At 61.6% G+C, this 26659-nt stretch carries 25 protein-coding genes; 7 read left to right on the top strand and 18 right to left on the bottom strand.

The annotated features are described in order from the left end of the window. Window positions 1-99: 99 nt before the first annotated feature. Complete coding sequence (gene sdhD / locus ACYG9Y_RS11555; protein ID WP_027050929.1) at window positions 100-489, bottom strand: succinate dehydrogenase, hydrophobic membrane anchor protein; 390 nt, start codon at window positions 487-489, stop codon at window positions 100-102. Window positions 490-1146: 657 nt separating this feature from the next. On the opposite strand from sdhD, the gene cphA reads away from it, so the two are divergent. From cphA to ACYG9Y_RS11540, 3 genes are read left to right on the top strand one after another with little or no spacing between them, the layout of a single operon-like run. Then, window positions 1147-3924 (top strand): cyanophycin synthetase, encoded by a 2778-nt coding sequence (gene cphA, locus ACYG9Y_RS11550; protein WP_050593129.1) that lies wholly within the window; start codon window positions 1147-1149, stop codon window positions 3922-3924. Then, window positions 3924-4823 carry an isoaspartyl peptidase/L-asparaginase family protein gene (locus tag ACYG9Y_RS11545; protein WP_023738739.1) on the top strand — a complete coding sequence of 300 codons (900 nt, stop codon included), beginning with the start codon at window positions 3924-3926 and terminating at the stop codon, window positions 4821-4823. Before cphA ends, ACYG9Y_RS11545 begins: the two co-directional genes overlap by 1 nt. Then, window positions 4820-5644 carry a cyanophycinase gene (locus tag ACYG9Y_RS11540; protein WP_023710470.1) on the top strand — a complete coding sequence of 275 codons (825 nt, stop codon included), beginning with the start codon at window positions 4820-4822 and terminating at the stop codon, window positions 5642-5644. Before ACYG9Y_RS11545 ends, ACYG9Y_RS11540 begins: the two co-directional genes overlap by 4 nt. Window positions 5645-5840: 196 nt before the next feature. Here ACYG9Y_RS11540 and ACYG9Y_RS11535 read toward each other — a convergent pair whose 3' ends face one another. Beyond that, the gene (locus tag ACYG9Y_RS11535; RefSeq protein WP_023738740.1) at window positions 5841-6338 is read right to left on the bottom strand and encodes a hydrolase; all 498 of its coding nucleotides are present in this window, start codon (window positions 6336-6338) and stop codon (window positions 5841-5843) included. Between the two features lie 39 nt (window positions 6339-6377). Next, window positions 6378-6548 carry a hypothetical protein gene (locus ACYG9Y_RS11530; protein ID WP_023672674.1) on the bottom strand — a complete coding sequence of 57 codons (171 nt, stop codon included), beginning with the start codon at window positions 6546-6548 and terminating at the stop codon, window positions 6378-6380. 895 nt (window positions 6549-7443) lie between these two features. Here ACYG9Y_RS11530 and ACYG9Y_RS11525 point away from each other — a divergent pair. Next, window positions 7444-8268 (top strand): SIR2 family NAD-dependent protein deacylase, encoded by an 825-nt coding sequence (locus tag ACYG9Y_RS11525; protein WP_023696169.1) that lies wholly within the window; start codon window positions 7444-7446, stop codon window positions 8266-8268. Between the two features lie 129 nt (window positions 8269-8397). On the opposite strand, the gene ACYG9Y_RS11520 is transcribed toward ACYG9Y_RS11525, so the two are convergent. The 3 genes from ACYG9Y_RS11520 to ACYG9Y_RS11510 form a co-directional block, all read right to left on the bottom strand. Continuing rightward, window positions 8398-9465, bottom strand: a complete 1068-nt coding sequence (locus tag ACYG9Y_RS11520; RefSeq protein ID WP_023696168.1) for a M42 family metallopeptidase — start codon at window positions 9463-9465, stop codon at window positions 8398-8400. A 47-nt stretch (window positions 9466-9512) separates the two neighbouring features. Beyond that, on the bottom strand, window positions 9513-9941 hold the full coding sequence (locus ACYG9Y_RS11515) for a GFA family protein (protein WP_050587750.1): 429 nt from the start codon (window positions 9939-9941) through the stop codon (window positions 9513-9515). Between the two features lie 68 nt (window positions 9942-10009). After that, a complete protein-coding gene (locus ACYG9Y_RS11510) occupies window positions 10010-10621 on the bottom strand; it encodes an ATP-dependent Clp protease proteolytic subunit (RefSeq protein WP_023738741.1) in 612 nt (203 codons plus the stop codon). 480 nt (window positions 10622-11101) lie between these two features. Between ACYG9Y_RS11510 and ACYG9Y_RS11505 the strand changes: the two genes are divergently transcribed. Further along, the gene (locus ACYG9Y_RS11505; protein ID WP_245260416.1) at window positions 11102-12466 is read left to right on the top strand and encodes a Do family serine endopeptidase; all 1365 of its coding nucleotides are present in this window, start codon (window positions 11102-11104) and stop codon (window positions 12464-12466) included. Between the two features lie 199 nt (window positions 12467-12665). Here the strand turns inward: ACYG9Y_RS11505 and ACYG9Y_RS11500 are convergent, their stop codons facing one another. From ACYG9Y_RS11500 to ACYG9Y_RS11475, 6 genes are all read right to left on the bottom strand, one after another. After that, a complete protein-coding gene (locus ACYG9Y_RS11500) occupies window positions 12666-13631 on the bottom strand; it encodes an ABC transporter permease (protein WP_023738743.1) in 966 nt (321 codons plus the stop codon). A gap of 3 nt (window positions 13632-13634) precedes the next feature. Then, window positions 13635-14639, bottom strand: a complete 1005-nt coding sequence (locus ACYG9Y_RS11495) for an ABC transporter permease (RefSeq protein WP_023738744.1) — start codon at window positions 14637-14639, stop codon at window positions 13635-13637. Then, window positions 14636-16180, bottom strand: coding sequence for a sugar ABC transporter ATP-binding protein (locus ACYG9Y_RS11490; protein ID WP_023738745.1), 1545 nt, complete (start codon window positions 16178-16180; stop codon window positions 14636-14638). The genes ACYG9Y_RS11495 and ACYG9Y_RS11490 overlap by 4 nt, the downstream gene beginning before the upstream one ends. Before the next feature lie 60 nt (window positions 16181-16240). Continuing rightward, on the bottom strand, window positions 16241-17221 hold the full coding sequence (locus ACYG9Y_RS11485; RefSeq protein ID WP_023672664.1) for an ABC transporter substrate-binding protein: 981 nt from the start codon (window positions 17219-17221) through the stop codon (window positions 16241-16243). Between the two features lie 103 nt (window positions 17222-17324). Next, the gene (locus ACYG9Y_RS11480) at window positions 17325-18944 is read right to left on the bottom strand and encodes a GMC family oxidoreductase (protein ID WP_023738746.1); all 1620 of its coding nucleotides are present in this window, start codon (window positions 18942-18944) and stop codon (window positions 17325-17327) included. Further along, window positions 18941-19690 carry an FCD domain-containing protein gene (locus ACYG9Y_RS11475; RefSeq protein WP_023682469.1) on the bottom strand — a complete coding sequence of 250 codons (750 nt, stop codon included), beginning with the start codon at window positions 19688-19690 and terminating at the stop codon, window positions 18941-18943. The genes ACYG9Y_RS11480 and ACYG9Y_RS11475 overlap by 4 nt, the downstream gene beginning before the upstream one ends. A 210-nt stretch (window positions 19691-19900) precedes the next feature. Here ACYG9Y_RS11475 and ACYG9Y_RS11470 point away from each other — a divergent pair, with 210 nt between their 5' ends. Together ACYG9Y_RS11470 and ACYG9Y_RS11465 are read left to right on the top strand one after the other, a co-directional pair. Then, window positions 19901-20995, top strand: a complete 1095-nt coding sequence (locus ACYG9Y_RS11470) for a mandelate racemase/muconate lactonizing enzyme family protein (protein ID WP_023738747.1) — start codon at window positions 19901-19903, stop codon at window positions 20993-20995. Window positions 20996-21288: 293 nt separating this feature from the next. Next, a complete protein-coding gene (locus tag ACYG9Y_RS11465; RefSeq protein WP_023738748.1) occupies window positions 21289-21699 on the top strand; it encodes a hypothetical protein in 411 nt (136 codons plus the stop codon). A gap of 661 nt (window positions 21700-22360) precedes the next feature. On the opposite strand, the gene ACYG9Y_RS11460 is transcribed toward ACYG9Y_RS11465, so the two are convergent. From ACYG9Y_RS11460 to ACYG9Y_RS11435, 6 genes are all read right to left on the bottom strand, one after another. Beyond that, on the bottom strand, window positions 22361-23098 hold the full coding sequence (locus ACYG9Y_RS11460) for an SDR family oxidoreductase (protein ID WP_245260417.1): 738 nt from the start codon (window positions 23096-23098) through the stop codon (window positions 22361-22363). Between the two features lie 70 nt (window positions 23099-23168). Continuing rightward, window positions 23169-23666, bottom strand: coding sequence for a 2,4'-dihydroxyacetophenone dioxygenase family protein (locus ACYG9Y_RS11455; protein WP_031253402.1), 498 nt, complete (start codon window positions 23664-23666; stop codon window positions 23169-23171). A gap of 203 nt (window positions 23667-23869) precedes the next feature. Further along, the gene (locus ACYG9Y_RS11450) at window positions 23870-24526 is read right to left on the bottom strand and encodes an NADH dehydrogenase ubiquinone Fe-S protein 4 (RefSeq protein WP_245260418.1); all 657 of its coding nucleotides are present in this window, start codon (window positions 24524-24526) and stop codon (window positions 23870-23872) included. Between the two features lie 181 nt (window positions 24527-24707). After that, entirely contained in the window at window positions 24708-25217 is a 510-nt protein-coding gene (locus tag ACYG9Y_RS11445) for an Hsp20/alpha crystallin family protein (protein ID WP_023738753.1), read from the bottom strand. A 74-nt stretch (window positions 25218-25291) separates the two neighbouring features. Continuing rightward, entirely contained in the window at window positions 25292-25768 is a 477-nt protein-coding gene (locus ACYG9Y_RS11440) for an Hsp20 family protein (protein WP_023738754.1), read from the bottom strand. A gap of 240 nt (window positions 25769-26008) precedes the next feature. After that, window positions 26009-26362 carry a hypothetical protein gene (locus ACYG9Y_RS11435; RefSeq protein ID WP_023738755.1) on the bottom strand — a complete coding sequence of 118 codons (354 nt, stop codon included), beginning with the start codon at window positions 26360-26362 and terminating at the stop codon, window positions 26009-26011. Between the last annotated feature and the right edge of the window lie 297 nt (window positions 26363-26659).

Here is a 26659-nt window from a genome sequence, read left to right as displayed (position 1 = left end):
GGGTTGTCGAACTCCTTTGCGCAAGCCAGCCCGGTTCGCCGCTGAGGCGAACTTCAGCCTGCCGGTGGCAGACGCTGGCTGCAGCAGGGAACCGGATCGCTATCTGAAGCTGATTAACAGCACAGCGAACAAGCTTGCGAGCGCGACTGCCCAGCAGAATAACCAATTGGCGATCAGAAGAAGTGATTTGAGCACGGTGGCATGGCAGTAATCTTCGATAATCGATTGCATTCCAAGCCGCATGTGAACGCAGCTTACGAGAATGAAGCCAATAAGGGCTGGCGCGACATAGATCGATCCTACGACGCTGAGGACGGCGTCTCGAGGCTCACCGACCAGCATTATAACGACCGCGACGATGTAAATGACAAGGATCAACAGGGCAGCAGATGTCAGCCGCTCCAGCATGAACGTTTCGGTTCCGTGTTTCGCCGATCCAAGGCCCCGCACTCGAGCTAGCGGAGTTCTGATTGAGGGTCTGTCAGCCATGGCGTTTCCCCAAAATTACTTGGTTGCCTTGCGCGCAACTCAAGCTGTTGCTGTTTCGATGCCCGGGCCGTCGGTGCCGACGGATAGTGGGCAAGCACGGTCTCCAGTCGAGCAAGGCGGGCTTTGTGGGCGTTCAGTTCGTATCCTGAACGCCATCCAATTTGCCTGGGTCTGCCGTCTCTGCATAACTCGCTTTCAAGCAGCGAGATACGAAGGCGGACCGCGTCGATCTCCTTGACGAGCGCGGCCTTCACCGATTTTCGACTCTGCATGGCTGTAGTTCCGGTGCAAGGATGGTTCCAAACCTGACGCGTCTGGAAATGTTCCCGGGTGCCGAAGGCGTGCTGAAGATTAATGCCTCAGTGCTGGACCCGCACAATGGGTCGCCATGAGCTGAAGCCGGGCACTAGCTCAACGGCCGCGATGTGCCCGGCGAATGCTTGTGAAAACGAGCGAATGCCTGGCCCGCCTCGTCCCGAGAGATAAGTAGCCCTCAGAACAGCGACCGCACGTGGCCGAGATGACCAGAGGGTGTTCTTGGGCCAACATATGTTAACGGCCACTTTTGTTTCTCTCTCCTGCAAAAATATTTGGGCTGAAAGGCCGGGAACTAACCAATCCTCCCGATGTTGCGGAGTTAGTCAGGAGAAACGGACTATGTCGGACAAAGAAATTCATCGGGGCGCCTCGCGTTTTCGCCCTATCCGCGTCGTAGACGCCCGCGTGTTTCGCGGGCCGCACCTCTATAGCATGACGCCAATGGTCCAGATTCGGATCGACCTCGGAGCCCTTGAGGCGTTCCCGACAGACAAACTGCCCGGGTTTTCCGAACAAATCGTCCGACTGTTGCCCGGCCTTGCGGGCCATGGCTGCAGCTATGGCGCCGCCGGCGGCTTCGTCCGCCGCATGCAGGAAGGAACCTGGCTCGGCCACGTCGTCGAGCATGTCGCCCTGGAGCTGCAGAGCATGCTCGGTCACCGAGTAACACGAGGAAAGACACGGTCGGTCAAAGGCAGTCCCGGCACTTATAACGTCATGTTCGCCTACAAGGATGAGCTTGTCGGGCTGCTCGCCGGACGCGTCGCGCTCGAACTGGTGGACAGCCTGCTGCCGGCCAATCTGCATGGTGTCGAGGGGCTCGGCGAAATTGCGGAAACGCAGGGGCCATTCGAGTTCGCAGCCAGGCTTCAGCAGCTCAAGCGTCTGGCCGCCGAACGTGCCTTGGGGCCCACGACTGCTTCCTTGGTGCGCGAGGCCGAGAGGCGAGGCATTCCCGCGGCGCGGATCGACGACAGCAGCCTCGTGCTGTTTGGTCACGGAAAGCATCAGAAGCGCATCCGCGCCAGTTGCAGCGACCTCACTTCCGAGATTGCGACCGAGATCGCCTCGGACAAGGACCTGACCAAATTCCTGCTGCAGCAGGCCGGCTTGCCGGTGCCACGCGGGGAACTGGTGCGATCGGCGCAGGACGCAGTCGCGGCAGCAGCACGGCTGGGCTACCCCGTGGTCACCAAACCACTCGATGGCAATCATGGAAGCGGCGTCAACATCGGTCTGGCAACGGACGACGAGGTCCGCTGGGGCTTCGAACAGGCGCGAGAACACAGCCGTAGCGTTATCGTCGAGCAGCATTTCGTCGGCTCGGACCACAGGATCCTGGTGATCGGTGGAAAGGTCGTGGCGCTTGCCGAGAGGGTTCCGGCCCATGTGGTCGGCGATGGCCGGAGTTCTGTCGCCGAGCTCGTCGAGGAGACGAACCGCGACCCACGAAGGGGAGAGGGCCATTCCTCGGTATTGACCCGCATCGAGATCGACGAATGTGTCGAGCATTTCCTGTCAAAATCGCAGCTCACCCTGGCGAGCGTTCCAGCGCCGGGTCAAATGGTGCTCTTGCGGCCCACCGCCAATCTCTCCACCGGTGGGACCGCGATCGACCGGACGGAAGAAATCCATCCCGAAAACGCGCTGATCGCCAGGCGGGCGGCACAGATCGTCGGTCTCGACATTGCCGGGATCGACTTCGTCTGTCCCGACATCTCACGGCCGGTCAGCGAAACCGGCGGCGGCATCATAGAGGTGAATGCCGGTCCCGGCTTTCGCATGCATCTCGAACCCTCGTCGGGGCGCGCCCGCAACGTCGCACGGCCCGTGCTCGATCTTCTCTTCAAAGGCGGCAAGGACGGCCGGATTCCGATCTTCGCGATCACCGGGACCAACGGCAAGTCGACCACTGCCAGAATGCTGGCGCACATCCTGCAGGCGAATGGCGCAACCGTCGGGCTCACCTCGACCACCGGCGTCTACCTGAACGGCGAACGAATAATCACAGGCGATTGCTCAGGCCCGCAGAGCGCCAGGATCGTGCTGCGCGAGCCGGGTGTCGATGTCGCGGTGCTGGAATGTGCACGCGGCGGCATCCTGCGCGAAGGGCTTGCCTTCGATGCATGCGATGTTGGCGCGGTGCTGAACGTCCACGGCGATCATCTCGGGCTGAGGGGCATCGACACGATCGAGGACCTGGCGGAGGTGAAATCGGTCGTGGTCGAGTCCGTCCGCCGCGGCGGATGGAGCATTCTTAATGCCGACGACGTCCACACGTCCGCAATGTCGCGAGATGCCGGCGGCAGGATCTGCTACTTCTCGCTGGCGAGCAGGAGCGAGTGGCCCGGTTTCTTGCGCAGCCACCTGGCGGAAGGCGGCCGCGCCGTGACGCGGGAGCCCAGCAGCGACGGCTGGGACATTTTCATCCACGAGGATGGGGAATCGATGTTCCTGATGAGCGTCGACGAAATTCCCGCGACCTTCGAGGGTTCGGCCGAATTCAACGTTGCCAACAGCCTGGCAGCCGTCGCTATGGCGCATTGCCACGACGTTCCGGCGGCAACGATCCGGGCGGCGCTGGCGGAGTTTGGCACCTCGTTCGAGCAATCTCCCGGTCGCCTCAACGTCTTCGACGGGCATGGTTTCCGCACGATCGTCGACTATGCGCACAATCCGGAGGGGCTGAGGGCGCTCGGAAAGCTCGTTTCCCACATGAGGCGCGGCTATCAGCGCACGATCGGCCTGGTCGCCATACCGGGCGACCGCCGCGATTGCGACATCCGCGAGATGGGCGCGATCGCTTCGCGGATATTCGACGTCATCGTCTTCAAGGAGGATGAGCAGGAGCTGCGCGGCCGAGCCCCCGGAGCGATCGCCGGCTTGCTGCGGGAAGGTGCCTTGAACGCCGGCTGCGCCCCAGGCCGCATTCACGCCGTCTGTCCCGAGAAGGAGGCCGTCGACGTGTGTCTCCGGCTTGCACGGGAAAACGACCTTGTCGTGCTGACCGTCGACGACGTTGAAGCCGTGTGGCGGCAAGTAACCGGCTTCGGAGGCGCGACGCCTTCGAGGGGAGGGCCCGATCAGACCCATATTCGCCATCTGAGGGCTGGCTGATGTGGTCGCTGATCCTGCACGGCGGCGCCAAGGAGATCGATCCGCAAGAGGAGGAGGCGCATCGCAACGGATGCATCGAGGCGCTCGAGGCAGGTCGGGCCGTCCTGGCCGGCGGCGGAACGGCGGTCGATGCCGTGGAAGCTGCCGGTCGCGTCCTCGAGGCCGACCCGACATTCAATGCGGGATATGGAAGTGCCCTCAATTCGGACGGCGAGGTCGAGATGTGCGCTGGCCTGATGGAGGGCAGGGACTTCAATGTAGGTGCCGTCGCAGTGATCAAGGGCGTGCGCCATCCAATCAGTGTCGCGAAGGCCATGCTGCATGAGGAGCCGATCCTGCTGGCGTCGGAGGGGGCCCGGCGTTTCGCCGCCGACAAGCAGCTGGAGCTTTGCGATCCGGCGGATTTGATCACGCCGCAGCAGCGCGACGCCTCCAGCAAGTCGGAGGCGAAGGATACGATCGGTGTGGTTGCCCTGGATCAGTACGGGGACATCGCCGTGGGCACTTCGACCGGCGGACTGGACGGCAGTGCTCCGGGTCGTGTGGGGGATTCTCCGCAACCCGGTTGCGGCTACTATGCCGACAACCAATTGGGAGCCGTCGCCTTCTCGGGAGACGGTGAGCATATTGCGCGAAAGGCTCTCGCGGCCCGTGTCATGCAGGCACTCTCGGCGCGGCAGGCATTGTCCTCGGGGCAGGCTGAAGGCGGCCTGGAGCAGGTGCTGAATCCCGCGCTCAAGGAAGTCGAGGCGATCGGCGGCGAAGCCGGAGCCATCGTGCTTACCGCGACCGGCGTGTCTGGATGGGCGCATAACAGCAGGGAGTTCGCAGTCGCATTCATGACCAGCGAGGACAACCACCCACACGTTTTCCTGCGCAAGAAAGACGTGGACAAATGACCGACAAGAAGAAAAAACGATCCTCGAACGGTAAAGCCGGAACGCTCGTCATCATCGGCGGCCACGAGGACCATGATGGCGATCGTGTCATCTTGAAGGAGGTGGCGAGCCTGGTTCCGAACGGCCGCCTGGTGCTTGCCACCATCGCGTCTCATGAGCCGGATGGCTATCTCGAGAAGTATCAGAGGTCCTTCGGTGAACTGGGCATCAAGGATGTCATCGAGCTCTACGTCAACGACCGCCTCGAGGCAGCTCATGAAAAGAAAATAAGTGCGCTCGCAGACGTGAGTGCGGTGTTCTTCTCCGGCGGCGACCAGCTCCGGATCACCAGCCAGATCGGCGACACGCCCATCGACGAGCGGGTGCACGAAATCTATGAAGCCGGAGGCGTCATTGCCGGCACCTCCGCGGGCGCGTCGGTCATGAGCGACACGATGATGGTGAAGGGGCCGAACGCAGCGTCCTTTCGGATCGGCCACATTCGGATGGCGCCGGGACTGGGCCTGCTGCCGAATGTCATCATCGACCAGCACTTTGCGGAACGGGGCCGCATTGGGCGGCTCATCGGGGCGGTGTCGCAGAACCCGCGCGTCCTCGGCATCGGCATCGATGAAGACACGGCGATCGTGGTGAAGGGCGAGATGTTCAAGGTCATCGGCAGCGGCGCTGTCTATCTGGTCGATGCAGCCGGCGTGACCCATTCCAACATCGCGGAAGGTGAGCCTGATGCCGCCCTTTCGATTCATGATCTGAGGGTTCACGTGCTGAGCTCAGGCGATGCGTTCGATCTCGCGCTGCGACGGCCGGTGGGGCTTCCGTAAGACTTCGCCACACTCAAGCTGATGGTGTGGCGCGGTCCGCGTACCGCGAAAACCGCATATATGAAGCAGTTCTCCTATTTGAAGTCGCCCAACCAGGATTGTCGCGTTGTGGCAGGCCCGGCAGGATTACAGACGGCCACTCGTCGGCTCGAATCCCGCAAAGCTGAGACCTTCGCTCGCCCGGCGTTCTGCCGGGCTAACCCCGCCGGCGACTGGCCTGAATGGCAGCAAAGGTTACCGGACGAAACCCCCAGGCGTCGACGCCGACATCATGCTGGCGCGTCATCGGCTTCAGACGACCGTGCGAATGACCGTGCAGGTTTACCGATCTCTTGCCGATCTGGTTCCAGGTGCGAAAAGGATAGTGACACAGAACCAGCAAGCGGCCCTCGACAAGAAGCTCCATGTAGTGGTGCACGCTCGCCCAGGCCGGGTCGCCAATGGTGGCGGCGCTGTCATTGTTGCCAATAATCAGGTGCTTGGACCCGTTAAGAGACGACAGCAGTGAAGAGACGGTCTCGGCTGGACCCTTGGCGAAATCGCCGAGGTGCCAGACCTCGTCGTTCGGGCCAACCGTTTCGTTCCAAAACGCAACCAGCGCCTGGTCATGCTCGACCAACGAGGCGAAGGGACGCCGGTCGAGGCGCAGAATGCGCGGATCGTTGAAATGCGTATCGGAAGTGAAGAAGATCATGCGCCGCGGCCGGCTGCGATGCGCGATTGGCGGTCGCCTCTAACTGCCGGAGCGCTCTTCGGCTTCATCATCGATCCCGATCGGGGCTTCCCTGAGCATCTTGAGTGCCTCTTCCTTCGTAAGGCCGCACTTGCGCGCGAAGTAGAGCGCCTCGATCGCCTTTTCGCGATCCGCCGTGGATTTTGCGTGCTGTTTGGGCTTTTTGCCCATCGTTCTCTGCCACCTTCCGAGGCCACCAAACCATCACAGTGCCGCGTTGTTCCCGTGCATGGGCTGACCTGCCGGACTGCGCGAATGCCGATGTCGCCGACACCGCGCGAGCCCCAGACAGCGCGTATATCAGCCGGCTCGCGACAACGGCGGAGCGACTCCAACCCCGACAGCGTGAATTCAAACGAAAGCCCGCGCCGTGGGAGGGGCCGGCGCGGGCGATCGGGCTACCGATCTTGCAGCGCGGGGGTCGACCGCTGCATGGCTCGAACTGTGCAAGCGAGCATTTGTTCCGGGACACAACCAGCATTTCGCTTCAGTCCGCCGCCGATGTAGGAGGATGAATACCGCCTTGCGCTAATTCGTCCGCCCTGGACACGAAACCAACCGCGCATTGAGCGCGTAGCTTCGGCGATTTAAAAACACCTGCACTGGAATATTTCCGGGCGCATGGAACATCTCCGGCCGCTGATGTTTAGGCCGGAATGACGATGATCTCTGTTCTTACAATGATTTACTCTCTCGCCATCTTTATCGGCGCGAAGCGGCGCAACCTCTTGGTGAATGCGAAACTCGATAGAGTTTTGCGCAATATGGCTGGCGCAGAACTGAATCAACGTGGCCAGTAAACCGCAACACCGCCGGTTCCAGTTCACAGCCAGTGTCCTCGCGGCCGCTACCTCGGTTCGGGTGGCAAGCGGCTCGGCAGGACTGCAAGGGCCGCCCCCTCTGGGCTGGCTGGTGCACGGTCGATCCGATTTAGTCGATGACGGCGGGGCACGATGCTCCCGCAGTGCGCCGTGCTGGCTCGAATTGCGGGACCAAGTCCAAGATTCGCGCACGGGGCACGCACCTTTAGGTCCGGCCCACGCGAGTGGCTTCGGAGGACCTATCCATGAACGATGATGATCCTATAGATTCGCTCGCCAATGCAATTCGTCATCGCAGCGCAATTTTGTTTGTGGGGGCGGGGGTATCGATCAGCGTCGGACTTCCGTCTTGGGAGAAACTCATCGAGCGAATGGCAAAGGAGCTCGGCGTCGACGATGAATTTTCCACGCGACGCGATCGTTTTCAGACCTTGGCCGAATACTATCGGATCAAGCATGGCAGTATCGGACCACTTCGCAGTTGGATGGACAGAAACTGGTCTGTCGCCAAGGAACGGATCGAGAAATCGGAATTGCACCGACTCATCGTGACGCTCGATTTTCCCGTCATCTATACGACGAACTATGACCGGAACCTGGAACTCGCTTTTGAAATCCACGGTCGAGAGTACGTGAAAGTGGCCAACGCACGGCACGTTGCGCAGGCCCGTCGAGGCGTAACGCACATCGTGAAATTTCACGGCGACTTTGACGAGGACTCTTCCCTTGTCCTCACCGAAACCGACTATCTTGACCGCCTGTCCTTCAATTCTCCCCTTGATGTCCGCTTTCGCTCCGATGCTCTCGGCAGCACGATCCTGTTCATTGGCTATAGCCTCTCCGATCCAAACATCCGGCTGCTGTTGCACCGGCTTTGGCAGACCTGGCACCGGTCTGGATATGAGAAAGATCGTCCCCCTTCGTTCATCTTCATGCCCAGCCGCAACCCTGTGGAGGAGGCCGTGCTTGGGCGCTGGGGTATTTCGGTGCTCGTTGGCGCAGGTGATGATCCTGAAGCCGGTCTGACGGACTTCCTCAGGCGTTTGGTGGAAGCGGTGGGGGTGACCTGAGGCGCGCTCCCCAGTGGACTGCAGTTGGGTTTTCTCAGGTGCGCGGTGACCGACGCACCAGGCGGTGGCCGACAGGCACCAGATCAGCGACTGTTGGAGCTAGGACTTCCACAATCAATCCCGCCGCGATCATCTTGGCGTGAAGTCGATCTCCGGCGTCAATTGCCGGCAATATGCACAAACAAGGTCAATCGTCGTTTGCACATCATCCAGGCAAACAACTTCGGACGGGGTATGCATGTAACGCAAAGGCACGGAGAGCACTCCACTTGCCACGCCGCCTCGGTTCTGCTGCATGACACGCGCGTCGGTAGGGCTTGAGCTGCCCACCGCCTGAAGCTGATAAGGTAGGCCCTCTTTCTCGGCCACCGACTTCAGCAGATTGAACACCACCGGGTTGGTGTTCGCGCCTTGAGTGATTGCCGGCCCTTTCCCAAGGTCCAGTTTGCCCTGATCCTCGGCGCGAGCGCGCGGATAGTCCATCGCCACGCCCATATCGATTGCGAGGCCGGTTCGAGGTGCGATGTTGAACGCTGAGGTCATCGCGCCTCGGGACCCAATTTCCTCTTGAACCGTACCCAGGATATAGAGGCCCACGCCGGGGTGAACGCCTCCCTCCTCGGAGAGGCAGCGCAGGACCTCGGCGCCGATGAGGAGGCCAACCTTGTTGTCGAACGCTCGTCCGACAGCAAGGTTGGCCTGTAGCGCCGCAAACTCGCCGTGGATAGTGACCGCGCTGCCGACCTCTACGACCTTCAACGCTTCCTCTCGCGAACTCGCGCCGATATCGATCCACAGTTCCATCAGCGAGGGAGTCTGAGACGTGTCAGAGGCTTTGAAGGTCTGGATTGCTTTGCGACCCACGACGCCCAGGATCGGCTCCTTGCCGTGCACCCAGACACGCTGGCCGATTTCAGTGGCAACGTCCGTTCCACCTATGGTGCTGAAGAAAAGAAAGCCGTCATCGTCGATGTAATGGACGATGAAGCCGACCTCATCCATGTGCCCGGCATACATGAAGCGCATAGACGCCTCAGGATTGATGATCGCCGTGACATTGCCCATGACGTCCGTCGTCAACCTGTGGGCATAGGGACGAACATACTCGCGGAAAAGCTCCGCTACGGGTTGCTCAAAGCCGCTCGGCGACGGGGTCGCCACAATTTCCTTCAAGAACTTGAGTGATTCATCGCGCATCAAGCTGACTTTCACGGTTCACGGGGTGGAGGGCCATTCGAGCATGGTCATACTCGTCGGGCTTCGCGCCAATTTTGGCCTTCTTCGGTGCGATCGCCCGCGAATTGGTCAGCCCAAGGCAGGTTGTGGAGCCAGGCTTCGCGCCGGGGGGTCCAAAGCTCGTATGTCGGGAGAAGGTCGTTTGGCGCATCGTCGAGAGTGCCGGTCATGATCTCGGCTTCGTCGTCGCGGAGATTCACCACGCGCGACCCGCATGCCGGACAAAAACCTCTGCCGTTGAACGCCGCAAGCTCGCCCTTGCACTGGTAAGCCGACCGCGGCCACACGGCAAAGGCACTGTAGGTGCTGCCGCTGGTTCGCTTGCAATCCTGGCAATGACACAAGCCAACGCGCAACGGCGCGCCGGTAACAACATACCTCACAGACCCGCAAAGACAGCCGCCGGTCCGCTCTATCTTGTCAACCTCGTCGTTCATGGTCGCCGCCGACATGAGTGAGGGAAGCGTGTTGGACTCCGCTCTGCCGTTTGCATCGAGGCATCAAGTTAATGGGCAATGTCTTCAACAAGGCCTAGCTCCAAAGCTCTTGCTGCCATCAGGTAGCAGCTGTTCAGGGCATGGTCGCGCAGCTCTTCCAGCGATGTTCGAGAACCTTGGACGAGATCGGCGAACCCTTCATTCTCGAGTCGCTCTGCCGTTTCCAACAGCGCAAGTTGTTCGCGAACGATCTGAAGACAGCTTCGAATTGGTCCATTCAGAACCATGTCTTTCTCAAGCCTTCTTTCATGAATCAGCAGGACTGCTTGCGGGCAAAGGAACCTGCAGGCTTTCGGGAAAGCGGCAAGGACCGTTACCCCGGCAGAGTAAACCGTATTCTTGCCAATGATGTAGCCGTTGCGGCCCGAGTGTTTCAGAAAAAGTTTGAACTCTAGAGCTAGACGTCGCGCGCCGTCGGCGTCGCCTCCGGGCGTGTCGATTTCAACGTAGAGATCGTCTTCCCCGGAACGCACGGCTTTCAAATCGTCCAAGGCTTTGGTGACGACAGTGTCATCAATCAAGCCGTGTATACGCAAGTTTGGATCGAACAAAAGCCGGTGAAGGTCTGGAGCGGGCGGCGGGGAGACGGTGTGTTCGGCTGACTGGGGCAACAGGTCCATATAGGCATCCTCATTATGGGGGCCGAACTTAGTTGGTACCCTTTTGTTCCCTTGAGGGAGTTCGAGCGGTGGTGATCACAGCCGCGTCTCTCGGCGGCTGTGGAGCTCCCTCTTTCATTGCAGATCCTTTTCGCACCAGGCCCGGTAGAGGCACCTCAGCCGCTAGTTGGCTCCATGGGCATATCGGGCATTTGCCGGAGCTGACGCAGTCGCTTTGCTGATTTCTGCCACGTCCGGGACCAGTCCTGTGGACGGTTGAACTCAACGGCCTCAATGGTTCCCGGCTGCTGCCTTCCGGACCCCCGCGGTCGGGCTATTTTTCCTGGCCGTGCCATTTTTCCGGGGGGCTGAAACAAACAGCTTTGTTGGCAGTTCTAGCGTCCGGAGCACCGGCTCCGCGCGGCGCGGCCGAGCGGCCGGGGCTGTCCGGCAGGAGGTCCAGCAATGTCTCACGATATGCAAAGACGATTTGCAACGCGCTTGATCGCGGTTGCGCTGATGCTCTCGGCCAGTGGCGTGGCGCCTGTCCTGGCCCAGGATACCCCGACCGACTTCACAGCGATCATCCAGCAGAAATTGCCGGCCGTGGTCGCGATCACGACCCGGGAGGTTGTCCAGGACCAGACGACGGCGGGCGACTTTACAAGTCCGTTCGACGGCCAGGGCCTCGGACCCGTTCAGCCGCAGGTGAGGGAGGCGCTTGGCTCCGGATTTGTGATCAGTGCCGACGGCTACATCGTCACCAACAACCATGTCGTTGCCGATGCGACAGAGATCCATGTCGTATTTTCCGACAAGGAAACGGCGCCGGCGCAATTGGTCGGCCGTGACCCCGCCACCGATATAGCGGTGCTGAAGGTCGACCCGCGGCCCAACATGACCACGACCAAATGGGGTGACTCGGATGCAATGCAGCCGGGCGCATGGACAATCGCGATCGGCAGTCCCTTCGGGCTCGGAGGGACAGTCACTGTCGGCGTCCTTTCGGCCCGCTCGCGAGACATTCAAGCCGGGCCGTACGACGATTTTCTCCAGACGGACGCGTCGATCAATCGAGGCAACTCGGGCGGTCCGCTGTTCAACGCACGTGGCGAGGTGATCGGCGTCAACACCGCCATTGTCTCGCCGTCGGGCGGCAGCATCGGAATCGGGTTTGCGGTGCCATCGCGCACCGCCCAGAGCATCGCCGACCAGCTGATCCGAACCGGCCGGATCGAGCGCGGCTTCATCGGGGTCCGCCTGCAGGACATCACGCCGTCGCTGGCTGAGGCCCTCGGGCTTAAGGATGACAACGGCGCGCTGGTTGCTTCGGTTGAGCCCGGCAGCCCGGCGGAGAAAGCCGGCTTGAAGCCGGGTGACGTGATCACCCGGTTCAACGGCAAGGGCATTGAGGGTGTCCATGACCTCACGCTTGCGACGGCTAGCCAGAAGCCTGGCAGCAAGGCCACTCTGACACGGAGTAACGGCGGCAAGGACCAGGAGATCGCGCTTGTCATCGGTGAGCGCAAGGATGCGGAGGTGAAGACCGGCGCTGTTCCCGACAAGAAGTCGGCGGCCGAAGGCCTCGGCCTATCCCTCAGCCCGATTCCGGATCAGGCGCGTCAGCAGCTAGGCATCAAATCAGGAACGACCGGCGTCTTCGTCGTGGAAGTGGTTCCCGATGGCCTTGCCGCCCGGAGCGGATTGCAGCCGGGCGATGTCATCATATCGGCCAACGATCGCCGCGTGACGGAGCCTTCGGATATCGTCGAGGAGTGGGCGAACTCTCGCCGGCAGAGCAAGCCCATCCTGTTTCGGCTGGAAAGGCAGGGGCAGTCCGTGTTCGTGGCGGTCGCCGGGAAATGACCGTCTCCAGGACGGCCATGTGACTGCACCACGATCCGCTTGCGGATCCGCTCCAAAGGCGCCGGAGCCCAGGTGCAACGGGGAAGCATCGCCGCAGAAAGTTTGCGGGATGCGCTCATTGGCCAGGCGCGCAACGCGCACTTATTCTGCAGCGTCAGAGCTCTTTTGAGCTCGTCGTGCTCGAAGGCGCTCGCCATCCTCAGGCAGTTTCGCGCCTTGCCGTAAGCCGTGCCTGGAGAAGGACGACGACGAGCAAAAACAGCCCGCGGATCACCGACTGCCAGTAGGCTGACAGCGAAATCCAACCCATGCCGTTTTCGAAGTTCAGGACGTTGAAAAGGATCCCGAGCAACAGCACGCCGGCCAGCGTGGTCAACACCGAGCCCGAGCCGCCGGTCAGCAGCGTCCCGCCCACGACCACGGCTGCGATGGCAAACAGCTCCCAGCCGACGCCCTCGATCGGCTGGCCTGCGCCGAACTGAGAAGCGAGGACGACGCCGGCGAGCCCGGCCAGGCACCCGCTTGCGACATAGACGAGAAATTTGACGCGGTTAGTGCGCAGCCCCATCAGCCGCGAGGCATCCTCGCCACCGCCGATGGCCAGCACCGTCCGTCCCGTGCTGGTGTAGTTCAGGACCACTGAGCCGACGGCATAGGCAACCAGGGCGATGACTGCCGGAATCGGGAAAATCCAGAAATTCCCTTGGCCGATGGCGGTGAAACCCGAATCGTAAGACACCGAAACGGTCTGGTTGCCGGCCAGAAGCAGCGCCGAGCCGCTTGCGGCCAGCATGGTCGCAAGCGTGGCGATGAATGGCATCAGGTTGCCGCGCGTAACCAGGAGCGCGTTGATCAGCCCGGCTGCCAGGCCGGCGCCAACGCCCGCTGCAAGGCCTGCCACGATGCCGTGCGGGCTCGCCAGGGCCGACGCGACGCTGCCCAAGGCGGCGACGGAGCCGACGGACAGGTCTATGCCGCCGGTCATGATCACGAAGCACATGCCGAGCGCGACGAGCCCGAACATCGAGTTGTAGCGCAGAACGCTCATCACGTTGAAGAGGCCGAGGAAGCGGTCGTAGCGCAGGAATCCGAACAGGACGAGGGCTGCAAGCGCGATGACGACACCGTAAGTGCCGATGATGCGAACCAGTCTGGCGCTGTTCATGGATTACACCCGGTGTTGCTGCTGCAGCCAGACGGCGAATGCGATGATGCCGGCCTTGACGACGAGCGCAGCGGCGTCGGGCACGCCATTGGCGAGCAGCGTGTAGCGCACCAACTGGATGGTCAGTGCGCCCAGCAGGGTGCCGATGATTGTGGCCTTTCCGCCACTCAACAGCGTGCCGCCCACCGCGACCGCCGCGATGGCGTCGAGTTCCATGCCCAGCCCCACGAGATTGGCGTCGCTGGAGGAGTTGATCGCAATGACGACGAGACCGGCTAGCCCCGCGCACAGGCCGCTGATCGCATAGACAACGAGCTTGATCCTCGATACGGCGATGCCGGCGAGTTCAGAGGCCTTTTCATTGCCGCCGACCGCCAGGATGCTTCGCCCGAACACTGTGCGGTGAAGGGCCCAAGCGGCCGCCGCAACCAGCACGGCCATGATGATGACCTGCGCGGGAATGCCGAGCGGGCGGGCAAGTCCGATCCACTGGAATTGCGGCACGCGGAAGGTCTGCAGATTGCCGTTGGTCATGACCTGCGCGATCCCGCGCCCGGCGATGAACAGCACGAGCGTTGCGACGATCGGTTGGATGCGGAAGCGCGAGACCAACCAGCCGTTGAACAACCCGAACAGGCCGGCGACGAAGATCGAGGCAACCATCGCGACGGCTACCGCCAGATAGATGTTTCCGACCGGGAAGATCGTGCCCATGAAGATCATCGGCGCCAATGCGCCGGAGATCGCCATCAGCGAACCAACCGACAGGTCGATGCCGCCGGTGGCGATCACCAGGGTCATCCCCACCGCGACGATCACAATCGTGCAGACCTGGGTTAGGTTGACGTTGAGTGTCTGCAGCGTCGCGAAATTGCGCGTATAGGCAAGGTTGAAGACCACCAGCAGCACAAGCGCGATCACCGTGCCGTAGCGCGCCAGGAAACCGAACACATCAAAGCGGCGGTTTCCAGCGTCGTTGGCTGCGGATGGTGTGGCCAGATCGCTCACGCTGCCTCCTTCGCCGCGCCGCCATGCGCCATCGCCGCGAGCACGTCCTCCTCGTCGGCTGCCTGGCCTTCCAGTTCGGCCACCCTCACTCCTTCGCGCAGCACGAATATGCGGTCGGCTCCTTCCATCACTTCCTCGAGTTCCGAGGAGATCATCAGCACGCCGAGCCCGTCATCGGCAAGCTTGCGGATGAGGCGCTGGATCTCGGCCTTGGCCCCGACATCGATGCCGCGCGTCGGCTCATCGAGAATGAGCAGCTTCGGGTTCATTGCCAGCCAGCGGGCAAGCAGCACCTTTTGCTGGTTGCCGCCCGACAACTCGCGGACCTTCTGGTTAGGCCCCGAGCATTTGATGTCGAGTTCACGAATGAAGCGCTCGACGATCTCCTTCTGCCGGGCCTCGTTCAGGATGCCATTGCGGCTGATTTTCGGCAGCAGTGCCAGTGTTATGTTCTCCGCGACGGTCATTTCCGGCACGATGCCCTCGGCCTTGCGGTCCTCAGTGCAGAAGCCCATCCCTGCGGCGATGGCATCAGCGGCACGTGCGGGGTGGTAGGACGCGCCCTCCATCGTCATCTCGCCTGCGCTCCGGCGGTCGGCGCCGAATACGAGGCGGGCTGTTTCGGTGCGGCCGGCGCCGAGCAAGCCGGCAAAGCCGGCGATCTCGCCGCGGCGCAGGTCGAAGCTCACGTCACGCACCAACTGGCCGGCCGCCAGCCCTTGCGCGGTAAACAGCACATCACCGATCCTCGACCGATCGCGTTCGCCGAACGCGGTCGCATGGCCTTCGACGGCTGCGACGTCGCGGCCGAGCATGGCCGCGACCAGCTCCAGCTTGCCGATGTCGCTCATCGCCGCGCTTCGCACCGTGCGGCCGTCACGCATGATCGTGACCCGGTCGCAGACCTCGTACAACTCGTCGAGCTTGTGGCTGACGAACAGAACGGAGACGCCGTCGGCCTTGAGCTGACGGATAACGCTGAACAAGACCGAGACTTCACGCTCGTCTAGCGAGGAGGTCGGCTCATCCATGATCACGAGGCGGGCGGAAAAGCCGATGGCGCGGGCGATCGCCACCATCTGCTGCGTGGCGGTGTTGAAATCGCTGAGCGGGCGGCGCACGTCGATGCCGATCGAGAAGCGGCTGAGCAGGCGCTCGGCTTCCGCATGCATCGCGCTCCAGTCGAGCAGGCCGCGGCGGCGCTTCTCGCGTCCAAGGCAGATGTTCTCGGTCACCGAGCGCAGCGGTACGAGATTGATCTCCTGGTAGATGGTGCTGATGCCGCTGACCTGCGCCTGATGCGGAGACCCAACTTCGAACGGCTTCCGTTCGAACAGCACCTGCCCCGCATCCCGGCGGTAATAGCCGGTGAGCACCTTGATAAGTGTCGATTTGCCCGCACCGTTCTGGCCGATGAGTGCGTGGATCTCGCCCGGAAGAACCTGGAGCGAGGCATCGGCCAGGGCAGGGATGCCGGCAAAACGCTTCTGGATGTTACGCATGTCCAGGAGCAGCGCGGCTTGGTCCGGCTGAGCGGTCATCGTCAAACTCCCAAACCCTACCCGCCGAAGCGGGTAGGGCAACTGGAAAGAAAGTGGATATCAGAACGCAATATCGAAGTCTTTCTTCGCGTTCGTGGCGTCGAAGAAGGCATCCTCGTTCTTGATGAACGGCGGGATCTTCTTGCCGGCCGCATAGTCGGCCATCGTAGCGAAGGCCTTCGGCCCGAACAGCGGGCTGCAAGCGCAGATAGCGCCGATCTTGCCGTCAATGATCGCCTGGACGCCTTCCTTCTCGCCGTCGATCGACAAGATCAGCACATCCTTGCCCGGGGTCTTGCCGGCTGCTTCCAAAGCGGCGATGGCGCCCAGCGCCATCTCATCATTATGCGCGTAGATGATATCCGCATCAGGGTGCGCCTGAAGCAGCGTCTCGGCGACCTGCCGGCCCTTGTCACGGGCGAAGTCGCCGGACTGCGACGCCAGGATGGTGAACTGCGAGTGCTTGGCGATGAAATCGTCGAAGCCTTTCTTGCGGTCGGTAGCGGCCGAGGCTCCGGTCGTGCCTTCCAGCTCGATGATCTTCGACTTGCCATTGGCGTTCTTGACCAGCCATTCGCCGACGCGGGTCGCCTCCTCGATGAAATCCGAACCGATGAAGCAGACATAATCCTCGCCCGGCTTGGCCATGGTGTGATCAACGTCGCGGTCGACCAGAAACACCGGTATACCGGCATCGCGCGCGGCAAGAATGACCGGCACCAGCGGCTTGTCTTCGCGGGGCGGCAGGAAGATTGCGTCGACGCCCTGCGCGATCATCGAGTTCACGTCGGAGGCCTGCTTGGCCGACGAACCGGCGGCATCCGTGTAGACCAGCTGATGGCCAAGCTTGGCGGCTTCGTCCTGCATGCTCTTGGTCTCGGCAAGACGCCACGGATTGTTGCTTTCCGTCTGGGCGAAACCGACCTTGTACTTGTCCTTCTTGGCGAGCGGCGGGAGCGCCGCGAAGGCGCGTGAGCCGAGTGTCAGCGCGACCGCGCCGGCGGCGGAGCCAACCAGTAGTTTTCGACGGGTAATGATCATGCTCTTTCCTCCTTTATCGTCGCTTTCAGCGACTGTGTAATTTCCTCACGATATCGGCCCAGACGGCTTCGGCGATGACGCCGTCGGGAAGCTGGATCAGGCGCTATGCCGCCTCCAAAATGAAGTCGGCGCAGCGGTCGCCCAGCATCATGGCGGGCGCCGCCGTATTGCCGGCATTGATGTTGGGGCAGGCCGACATGTCGGCAACCCGCAGATTGTCTATTCCGCGCACGCGCAGCGCCGCGTCCAGCACCGCCATCCGGTCGCTGTCCGAGCCCATCCGGCATGTCCCGGCCGGGTGGTAGTTGGTCTTCACAAAGCGCTTGCAATGCTTTGTCATGGCTTCGTCGCTGAGATCATCCTGGCCTGGCACGGCAATGGCCTTGACCCGATCGGCGAGCGGCTTGGTCTGAAAAGCCTGCAGGAAATAACGCTGGCCGGAGATCATTTCCCGCATGTCGTCGGGATGTTTAAGGAGGTTCGGCGAAACGATCGGCATGTCCTTCGGATCCGCCGAACGCAGCCTCACGAAACCGCGCGACTTTGGCTTCACCACCACTGTCGTCACGGTAAGCCCATAGGTGTTCTCGACCAAGGTCAGGATATCGCGGTCCAGATAGACGTGCGGTACGCAGAAGGCCTGGATCGTCGGTTCGCCCTCGGGATCGGCCGGATTGACGAAGGCTCCGGCCTCCACCCCCGCTGACAGGATCGTGCCGGTGCCGAAGAGCTTGAAATGCAGGCCGTTCCTGATCATCCGCCAGCCTTGGCCCTGCCTGAAATAGCCGTATGGGCCGTTTGCGATGGCGATGATCGGCACCTCCGGATGGTCGATCAGGTTTTCGCCGACCCCAGGCAGGTCGGCGACGCAGGAAATGCCGTGCCCGGCAAGCGCCTCGGCGGGGCCGATGCCGGACAGCATGAGCAATTTTGGCGAGACGAGGGCACCGGACGAGACGATCACGTCGGCATCCGCATGGACGGTATGCTCGGCGCCCGACGCATCCGAATAGACGACGCCGGTGACCCGACCTTTTTCGATCAGCAGCCGGCTGACTGTGCAATTGAGTTTCAGCGTCAGCTTGGGATCATTCGTCAGCGGCTCGATGAAGGCATAGGCGGCGCTGCTTCGCTTTCCCCGCCGGTTCATGAACTGGTAGAAGCCGACCCCGCGCTGCGACGGTCCGTTGAAGTCATGGTTGTACGGCAATCCAAGGCCTTGGACGGCCTGGACGAACCAACGGGAAACATCATCGATGTGGCCTGGATCCGAGACCAGCAGCGGACCTTCGCTGCCATGCAGTTCGCCGCCGAGGCGGTTGTTTCCCTCCATGCCGGTGAAATGCGGCAGCACCGCCTGCCAGTTCCAGCGTACGCCGGCATTGTTGCCGCGCAGCAGCTCGTCCCACTCCTCATAATCGGCCGAGCGGCCTCGCATGTAGACCTGGGCGTTGACCGAGGTGCCGCCGCCCAGCACGTTGCCTTGCGAGATTTCATGGACGCGCCCGTCGAGATGGGCCTGCGGCTCGGTGCGGTGATAGCGCATGAATTTCGAGCCGTTGATCATCTTGAAGATGCCGGGCGGCATGTCGAGCAAGGGGTGATGATGGGAATGGCCGGCCTCCAGCAGCAGGGTTCGCCGTCCCGCTTTGACAAGCCTTGCCGCCGCGACGCAGCCGGCTGCTCCGCCGCCCACCACGATATGGTCGTAGGACTGCGTCATGCTTCCGGCGCCTCACGGCTTTCGAATGTTCCGCGGACATACTCCCAGGCCGCCGAGAGGTGGTTGAGCAGCGCCCGCTCGGCGCCGTCAGGATCTCGCTCAATGATGGCCGTGCAGATTTCACGATGGCTGAGGAAATTCACGCGGTTGCGCTCGGGCGACCGTGGCATGCGCATCCAATGCGGCGACAGCCAGGCGGTAAATGCCTTGTGCACGACAGGCAGCACCGGGTTGCGCGCGATGTCATAGAGCGCTGCGTGGAACGCCACGTCCGTCGCATAGAATTTCTCGGAATCCGGGATGGCCGCCTCATTCATCGCCAGCGCCGCCCTCAGGGCTGTGACGTCATCCTTGCGGGCATGGATGGCGGCGTTGCGCGCCAGCGACGCCTCGAGGAAGACGCGCATGTCGTAGAGGTTCTTCACGCCCGCCTGGTCGCTCAGCAGATGTCCTACAATGCCGTCGAGGGCGCCGAGCGCGGCATCCAGGCCGGGCCGGCGCGCCACGGGTCGGAACCGCGGACGCGCTTCCACCAGGCCGCGGCTGGCCAGGCGCGCAATCGCCTCACGCACAACGCCCCGGCCCACACCATACTCGATCATCAGTTCGCGCTCGGCCGGCAGGTAGCTGCCGTCGCCAAGCCTTCCGGACGTGATGTCGGCCTCTATGCCGGCCACCATCGCGTCGGCCGCGCGGGCGGCGAGAATAGCCGCGGGCATCTCAGGACGCTCTTCCGTATCCAGCAAGCCTTTTCCTCCCAGATGGTCCTGTTATTAGAAGGTAAATCGGACCAAAGCACAAGCGGATTGATGCTTTTGTAGGACCAAAAATGACGGATTGGCTTCAGAACCGCTGAAAGACCAGCCACATTACCGCTGAAAGATCAGCCACATTGTTGCCAGTCAGCGCTGCCGGTGCAATTATGGTCCGATGAAAAAACGTGAATGGAGCGCAGCATGAGCCGCACCGAAATCAAGGAAGTCGAGACCCGGCTGTTTCGGGTCCCACTGCGTGAGGTGATGACCGATGCCAAGCACGGCGCGCACACGCATTTCGAGCTGGTCACCGTCACGCTGAGGCTTGCCGACGGCACCGAGGGCACAGGCTACACCTACACCGGCGGCAGGGGCGGCTATGCGATCAAGGCAATGATCGATCACGACCTCGCGCCGTTCCTCAAGGCTCGCGACGCAATACAGATCGACACGATCTACGACGGCATGCTCTGGCACATCCACTATGTCGGGCGCGGCGGCATCGCTTCTTTCGCGATCTCGGCGATCGACATCGCATTATGGGACCTCAAGGGCCGGCGTAGCGGCCTGCCGCTTTGGCAGATGGCGGGCGGGGCCGGGAAGAGCGCCAAGGCCTATCGCGGCGGCATCGACCTAAACTTCACCCTCGATCAGCTTTTGGCCAGCATCGATTCCTATCTCAATGCCGGCTTTACCGGGGTGAAGATCAAGGTCGGCAAGGACGACCTTGCCGAGGATGTGGCCCGGGTGAAGGCAGTTCGCGAGCGCATCGGCCCTCATGTCACCTTTATGGTTGACGCCAACTACGCGCTCGACGTCCCGCGAGCGATCGAGGCAGCGAGAGCATTCGCCGCCTACGATCTGCTGTGGTTCGAGGAGCCCATCATACCCGACGACTATGAGGGCTACGCCAGCATTGCCAAGGCGACCGGAATGCCCCTGGCAATGGGAGAAAACCTGCATGTCATCGAGGAGTTCGAGCATGCCTTCGCTTGGTCGAATCTCGCCTACATCCAACCCGACGCCTCCAACTGCGGCGGGGTCACCGGCTGGCTGCGCGTGGCAGCGCTCTCACACAAGGCTGGCATTCCGGTCTGCAGTCACGGGATGCAGGAACTTCATGTCAGCCTCGTTGCAGGTCAGACAAATGCCGGCTGGGTGGAGGCGCATAGTTTTGATATTGACCATTATACCACTGAGCCGCTGAGGCTTCAGGGTGGTTTGGCGATAGCACCCGACGAGCCTGGAGTGGGCGTTGTCTTCGACTGGCGGAAATTGGCGGATTTTCGCCAATAGCGCCCCCTGAACGGCGGCACGGCCGCATGCATTTTGTCCAGATCCTGCTTCCTCGTTCCGGCAACGCGGAGAGCGCTTCGCCGAGGAAGACTTCGACCGTCTGAAGAACGAACTCGCCACCGCCGCAGCCAGCGGGCATACCACTTATCGGATGCCCCACTTACATTTGTAATTGCAGCGACGCTTGACCGGCTTTAACTCACGCGATCATAGCAGCGACACGACAAATGCAGGCGGCCACCCGAAAACGGGCAGAAGCTGCAAGCATTGGGTGCGCCTGCAGGGAGGCGGCGATGGTTGCAACGCGTACGGACACTGCACATCCGGTTATGGAGGACTTCATTCTATCACGGCACCGCTCACCGGTCCGCGAAGTTGGATTTTACGAGGCTATGAGTCAAACCCGACAAGCGATCGCCACATCGCGCGAGGTGCTGAGGCGCTTTCGCGAACGTCAGGGCGACGACACTCCTCGAGCAAAGAATACAGACCGTGGTCCTGTCGCCGTGTCAGCCTTCGATGCCGACATCATACGCGCTGCATGCCGAGATCTGATCGCGGAGATGAACGTGCCCGAGTGTCAATGGCGCGAGCTGGCGCGAAGTCTGGTGCGCGAATTCGTGGCCTGCGAGCAGACCGAAGCCGGTTTGGTGGATTGGATCGTCCGCCGGCCAGCGATGACGGAGACGGACGAGGCCGGCTGACCGGAGCCAACTGGCGGGGCGGCGAATGAGCCAGGAGTCAGTCGACCGCAATTAACGCGAGCAAACAGGTCTCCCGGCGACTTGTTGCGCGGGAACTGCGGTGATCCGAGGATCGGAAATTTTGGCGAGCGGCTTGGACACATCTGATCCTCCTCGTCTGTAGCGTCGCGCTCGTGTTCGCATTTGAAGCATGTAGCGAGGACTGGCCGATGGCGTGACCTTTGGTTGAGTGGAGACGAATGCGTCCAGCCTACTGTCCAAGGCACGGCGACGGCCATGTCGCGTTGCTCCCGGCCTTCGCACACAAGGAGCCCAGGCCGGATGCCAACCAGGCTGCATTAGGCCAGTGGGAACAAATTGCGCGGGCCGAGCTTGGGCTAGCGTCGTACAGAGGTGCAAGTATGCAAGATAATTTTGACCGAGCTTCATCCGTCGCGGAGGTTGCGGAATCCTTCGTGAGATCCCGGAGGCCGTTCTCTGTCGTATCGACCCGGGATGCGGTCACGATTGTCAGGAAACAGGCAGCTTTTTGCGAGCATACGGATGGCGAGCTTGCGGAGTTGGTGGCGGCAATTGCGGTCAGGCATGGTCGACTGGTCGCGTTCGATCTTGATCTCGACGACACAGGCTTGGAGATCGGTCGCGCAGCATAGCCAACGCCTCACGCAATGAGATAGCCACCGTCAACCGGCAGAATTGCCCCAGTGATGAACCCCGCGAGCGGAGAACACAGGAACAAGGCGGGGCCAGTCAGGTCGCCCGGCGTACCCCAGCGACCCATCGGAGTGCGTTTCATCAATTCCGCGTTGCGAGCTGGATCGGCCCGTGGCGCGGCGGTCATGGCGGTCTCGATCCAGCCAGGCGCCAATGCGTTTACGCGGATGGCATCCCCGGCATAGGCGATGGCGAGCGACTTGGTAAGTTGCACGATGGCGCCCTTGGATGCGGCGTAAGCCGGCGCATGAGCCGCGCCGAAAAACGCGAACATCGAGGCGATGTTGACGATGGCGCCCCCGTTCGAGAGTGCCCCTCGGAACGCGCTCGCACTCCGCATGGAGCCGGTGAGATTGATATCGACCACCGTTTCGAAACCCTGGACAGTGAATTCGGCGGCGCGCAGGTTTACCCCTGCGCAATTTACGAGCGCTGCAACGGATGTGAACTGACTGGAATATCCTTCGACCGCAGTCATGTCCCGGACGTCGAGTACTGAATACGAGACGGCGGTGCCGTATGCACGAGCGGCCGCCACCTCGGCGGCCGTGGCCCCCGTCGCGTGGACGATTGCCCCGGCCCCGGCGAACGCCATGGCGATGCCCTTTCCGATGCCTGTCGTGCCTCCGGTAATGACGACGATCTTGCCCGCGAAGAAGGGCATGGCCCATATGGAATCGGTCACCAAAATCTCCTCGTTTCGCCTCTGTGGCGGAGCGCGAACTCATCGCAGCGGAAGACAAACGGGCGGATGCCTACCGCACGAATTGATCGACGAAATCCTCACCGAGACCCACGCTCGCATAGTGGTTTCTGCACATGTCGATCTTGGTGAAAACGTCCTCGAAACCAATCTGCTTGTTGTCCTTGTCCAGGTAAACCATGCAGCCGGAGATGTTGAAGAAGGTGATCATCTCGGGCACGTCGCTTGGAACCGTGAGCGTGTGGATTTCACCGGGCGGCTCGAAAACGTAAGATCCCGTCTCTGCCACCCAGTCGTGTTCAAGATAGTGCCAACGCCCCTTGATCACATAGCCATGCACGGGGGCCGGATGCAGATGACGGCTTAATATCCCGGCCCGGCGTACGCGGAGCAGATTGCACCACTGGCCTTGCATTGTGTTGAGCATAAGTGGTCGGAACCACACGCCCTTAGCCTGTGGGACCCAGACACGCTCGTCTTCGGGGACGGCAGCGATCGCGATCTCTTTCGGTGCCAGGGGATGGGCGGAGCCGTTGAAGGATTGATACATAGGAACCTCTGTCGCCAATTCATTGGAGTCCATATCAGCGCGATCCTAACAACTGGGCCGCGTTCTGCCGAGGCGCAATCGGGCGCCCACGCATTGGGAAAGTTGTCGGCGCGCGCCCGCCCGCTGCCGCGACCGCAAGCGGGAAGGGTTTCGGGATGGTCCGTTGGGCGTCGAAGACGATCAGTGGGTTCCTTCTTGCCTTATCATGCGGCTATCCGGGAGTGCACCGGGCTGGTCCTGGTCTGGAAGCCCCGGTTTCGGACTTCCAAGGCCAGCAAGGCGAGTTCGACCTCGTCCAATCGCGACGGGCGTGCATTTTCCGGCATGCCTTCGGCGGTGGCCAGGTCGATCAGATACTCGTTCCAGGCCCAGTTCTTGAGCACGGCGCGTTTCTCGTCGGGTGCGAGCACCGGGTCGTCCACGACCTCCATCGGAGAGGCGTAGAGTGTCTCGGGCTCCGAAAGCGCCGTCTGTATGTTCGCTGCCTGTGCACCGGCGCCATAGCCGTGACTTGCCTGGAGCCAAGCCAACTGCAGCCGCTGCCAAACCAGGTCGGAAAAGGCCTGTTCCTCCTCCGATACATGTTGTCTCCTGATCTTGGCCGGGGAAGCAGGAGGTGCCGCCTGCACCACGTAATTGAGGCTTTGACGCTCGGCATAACGGATCGCCGCTTCCAGCGTCGGAAAGTTCAGTTCAACCTGGGTCAGGGTGTCCCGGCCACCGGTATAGCCCATCAGCGGCTCGATGAACGGGGCTGTGCGGCGTTCGAAGACCAATCGCCAGTCCTTGCGGGGCTTTGCCGAGGTCATGGCCGAGCGGCAGGGCTGGTAGATCCGCGCCGTTGCGCCGTCCGGAAACACTGACCGTCCCATTGACAAAGCCGGCCCGTCTAGACGAGGCCGATTGTCATTGTCCGGCCAGACGGACGTCTTGGTTAGGTTTCTGTTGTCGCTGCTTTGAACTGTCTCCATTGCCTGTCCCTCCCGTTATGAAGGGTCGCACGGGCAGCGGCCGTAAGGGCCGCCACCCATACTGCATCCGTCAGTTCTTCCCGTTGATTGCGATCCGCTTGGCCTTCGCCTGCGCCCGCTCGGTCTTGGGCAACGTCACGGTCAGCACCCCGTTGTTGAAGGCGGCGTTGACCTTGTCTTCTTCAACCTCGTAGCCGAGCGGAATGAGGCGCTCGAAGCGACCGTAGAAGCGCTCGGAGAACTGCCGGTCCTTGTCCTCGGTCTCGGAACGCTTCTCGCCTTTAAGCTTGAGCGCCCCATTTTCCAGCAGGACTTCTATGTCGCTCTCGTCCAGGCCAGGTATTTCCGCCGTGACGCGGACTTCCTTGTCCGTGTCGGAGATTTCGACACTCGGCCAACTGGCGGCGAAAGAGGGACCGAAGGCCGGCAGTCTGGCGCCAAAGCTGCGGAAGGCGTCATCGAACAGCCGGTTTACCTCCCGGTGGAGGGAGACGAAGGGGTCTCGATCTCCATCAGGGAAGAGACTGGGCGCCGAGTTTCCGTTGCCCCGGCCCCATGGGATCAAGTCACGTACGCTCATTGTCTTTCTCCTTTCGTAGGTCTCTGAGCCGGGCGGGACGCCCGGCTCAAGCGAAAGCCTTCATGGTGGATTGCTCAGGCGGCCAGCTTGTCGGTCTCGACCTTGGGAGCCTCGATCTTCGGCATGGGAGCCCCGCTGGAGATTTCGATCTTGCGCGGTTTCATCTCCTCGGGAACCTCGCGCTTGAGATCGATGCTCAGCAGCCCGTTCTCAAGGCTGGCGCCCTCGACTTTGACATGATCGGCCAGTTCGAACCGACGCTCGAAAGCGCGCCCGTTGATGCCGCGGTAGAGATACGGGCCGTTCTCATCGCCGGATTGCGACCCGCTCACAACCAGCATGTTGGGCTGGTAGGTGACGGTCAGCTGGTCCTGCGGGAAACCGGCGACCGCCATCGTGATGCGATACTGATCATCATCAACCTTGGCGATATCGTAGGGCGGCCAGTTGTCGAACGAGGCCACACGACTCGCACTTTCAAGCATGTCGACCATGCGGTCGAAGCCGATGCTGGACCGGTATAGAGGGGTAAAATCGAGGTTTGTCTTCATAGCCACATCCTCCTTTGAGCAACATGGACAACAGAAGGCGCCAAGAGCCTTGCCGCCTCCTGGTGTTGCCGGCCCCATTAGGCTGCCGGCGACCATCAATTTAGAATCGCGACTTACACTTTCAAGAGCAAGAATAGGAAAATTTTCATCGGCAATCTGGGCGAACGCACCAATGCCACCCCTTCCGCCGGCGGGGTCACTCGCCGACGGGTCCATGGTGCAAGAACAACTACGTCGCCCTTAAATCCGATCGACGAATGGTACGAACGCGGCCACTGCCGCGCTGTCACTGCAGTCAGGACCGGCACGCTCATCCGATTGATCCAACTGTTGCAACGCATCCATGATCGTGTCGAAGCTGACCGGTTCACCCGCTCGCGGCAGCATGCGAAGCGCTGGCACGGATTCTACGGCGCAGGCATCCGATGCCCATGACGAAAGAATGGCGCGCTTCTCCTGAGCGTCCAGGGCAACGTCGGCCAAAACGTCGTGGGGCTGTTTGAAATGCCGCGCCGGATGCAGCAAGCGGTCCAGAAAAACGTCGGGGGCCACGGGTTCAATCGATGCAAAATAGGTCGAAATGGGTCCTTCCATGGATGGTCCTCGGCTTCAGACAATCTCATGCGTGTTTGAGTCTGGCGGCTCTCGCCATTCCCGCCGGCGAAATTTTGGAACGTCTCAAGCAAGTTTCAATGGCTCGGCACGGGTCACATTGCCGTCGTCAACGCCTTGGAACCATTTTATCGGGCCGGTCAAACAATCGGCGAGAATCTCAATTCTGACGTCGGGCGAACTCGAAGGCCGAATCCGGCAGGAGAAACAGTCATGTCTTACCCTCTCCAGGACCTTGTGCATTGGCTTGATCACTGAGCCCTGATGCTCTCGACCGGC

It is taken from the genome of Mesorhizobium sp. W050, assembly GCF_054719535.1.
This window is presented reverse-complemented; position numbering and strand designations above follow the sequence as displayed.

What these genes read in the sequence shown, in the direction of transcription:
- ACYG9Y_RS11490 (WP_023738745.1), bottom strand. Translation starts at nt 16,180, where the DNA reads ATGACCGCTCAGCCGGACCAAGCCGCGCTGCTCCTGGACATGCGTAAC.
- ACYG9Y_RS11480 (WP_023738746.1), bottom strand. Translation starts at nt 18,944, where the DNA reads ATGACGCAGTCCTACGACCATATCGTGGTGGGCGGCGGAGCAGCCGGC.
- ACYG9Y_RS11530 (WP_023672674.1), bottom strand. Translation starts at nt 6,548, where the DNA reads ATGGGCAAAAAGCCCAAACAGCACGCAAAATCCACGGCGGATCGCGAA.
- ACYG9Y_RS11510 (WP_023738741.1), bottom strand. Translation starts at nt 10,621, where the DNA reads ATGGACCTGTTGCCCCAGTCAGCCGAACACACCGTCTCCCCGCCGCCC.
- ACYG9Y_RS11465 (WP_023738748.1), top strand. Translation starts at nt 21,289, where the DNA reads ATGGTTGCAACGCGTACGGACACTGCACATCCGGTTATGGAGGACTTC.
- ACYG9Y_RS11545 (WP_023738739.1), top strand. Translation starts at nt 3,924, where the DNA reads ATGTGGTCGCTGATCCTGCACGGCGGCGCCAAGGAGATCGATCCGCAA.
- cphA (WP_050593129.1), top strand. Translation starts at nt 1,147, where the DNA reads ATGTCGGACAAAGAAATTCATCGGGGCGCCTCGCGTTTTCGCCCTATC.
- ACYG9Y_RS11485 (WP_023672664.1), bottom strand. Translation starts at nt 17,221, where the DNA reads ATGATCATTACCCGTCGAAAACTACTGGTTGGCTCCGCCGCCGGCGCG.
- ACYG9Y_RS11440 (WP_023738754.1), bottom strand. Translation starts at nt 25,768, where the DNA reads ATGAAGACAAACCTCGATTTTACCCCTCTATACCGGTCCAGCATCGGC.
- ACYG9Y_RS11455 (WP_031253402.1), bottom strand. Translation starts at nt 23,666, where the DNA reads ATGTATCAATCCTTCAACGGCTCCGCCCATCCCCTGGCACCGAAAGAG.
- ACYG9Y_RS11525 (WP_023696169.1), top strand. Translation starts at nt 7,444, where the DNA reads ATGAACGATGATGATCCTATAGATTCGCTCGCCAATGCAATTCGTCAT.
- ACYG9Y_RS11520 (WP_023696168.1), bottom strand. Translation starts at nt 9,465, where the DNA reads ATGCGCGATGAATCACTCAAGTTCTTGAAGGAAATTGTGGCGACCCCG.
- ACYG9Y_RS11435 (WP_023738755.1), bottom strand. Translation starts at nt 26,362, where the DNA reads ATGGAAGGACCCATTTCGACCTATTTTGCATCGATTGAACCCGTGGCC.
- ACYG9Y_RS11535 (WP_023738740.1), bottom strand. Translation starts at nt 6,338, where the DNA reads ATGATCTTCTTCACTTCCGATACGCATTTCAACGATCCGCGCATTCTG.
- ACYG9Y_RS11445 (WP_023738753.1), bottom strand. Translation starts at nt 25,217, where the DNA reads ATGAGCGTACGTGACTTGATCCCATGGGGCCGGGGCAACGGAAACTCG.
- ACYG9Y_RS11515 (WP_050587750.1), bottom strand. Translation starts at nt 9,941, where the DNA reads ATGAACGACGAGGTTGACAAGATAGAGCGGACCGGCGGCTGTCTTTGC.
- ACYG9Y_RS11500 (WP_023738743.1), bottom strand. Translation starts at nt 13,631, where the DNA reads ATGAACAGCGCCAGACTGGTTCGCATCATCGGCACTTACGGTGTCGTC.
- ACYG9Y_RS11470 (WP_023738747.1), top strand. Translation starts at nt 19,901, where the DNA reads ATGAGCCGCACCGAAATCAAGGAAGTCGAGACCCGGCTGTTTCGGGTC.
- sdhD (WP_027050929.1), bottom strand. Translation starts at nt 489, where the DNA reads ATGGCTGACAGACCCTCAATCAGAACTCCGCTAGCTCGAGTGCGGGGC.
- ACYG9Y_RS11540 (WP_023710470.1), top strand. Translation starts at nt 4,820, where the DNA reads ATGACCGACAAGAAGAAAAAACGATCCTCGAACGGTAAAGCCGGAACG.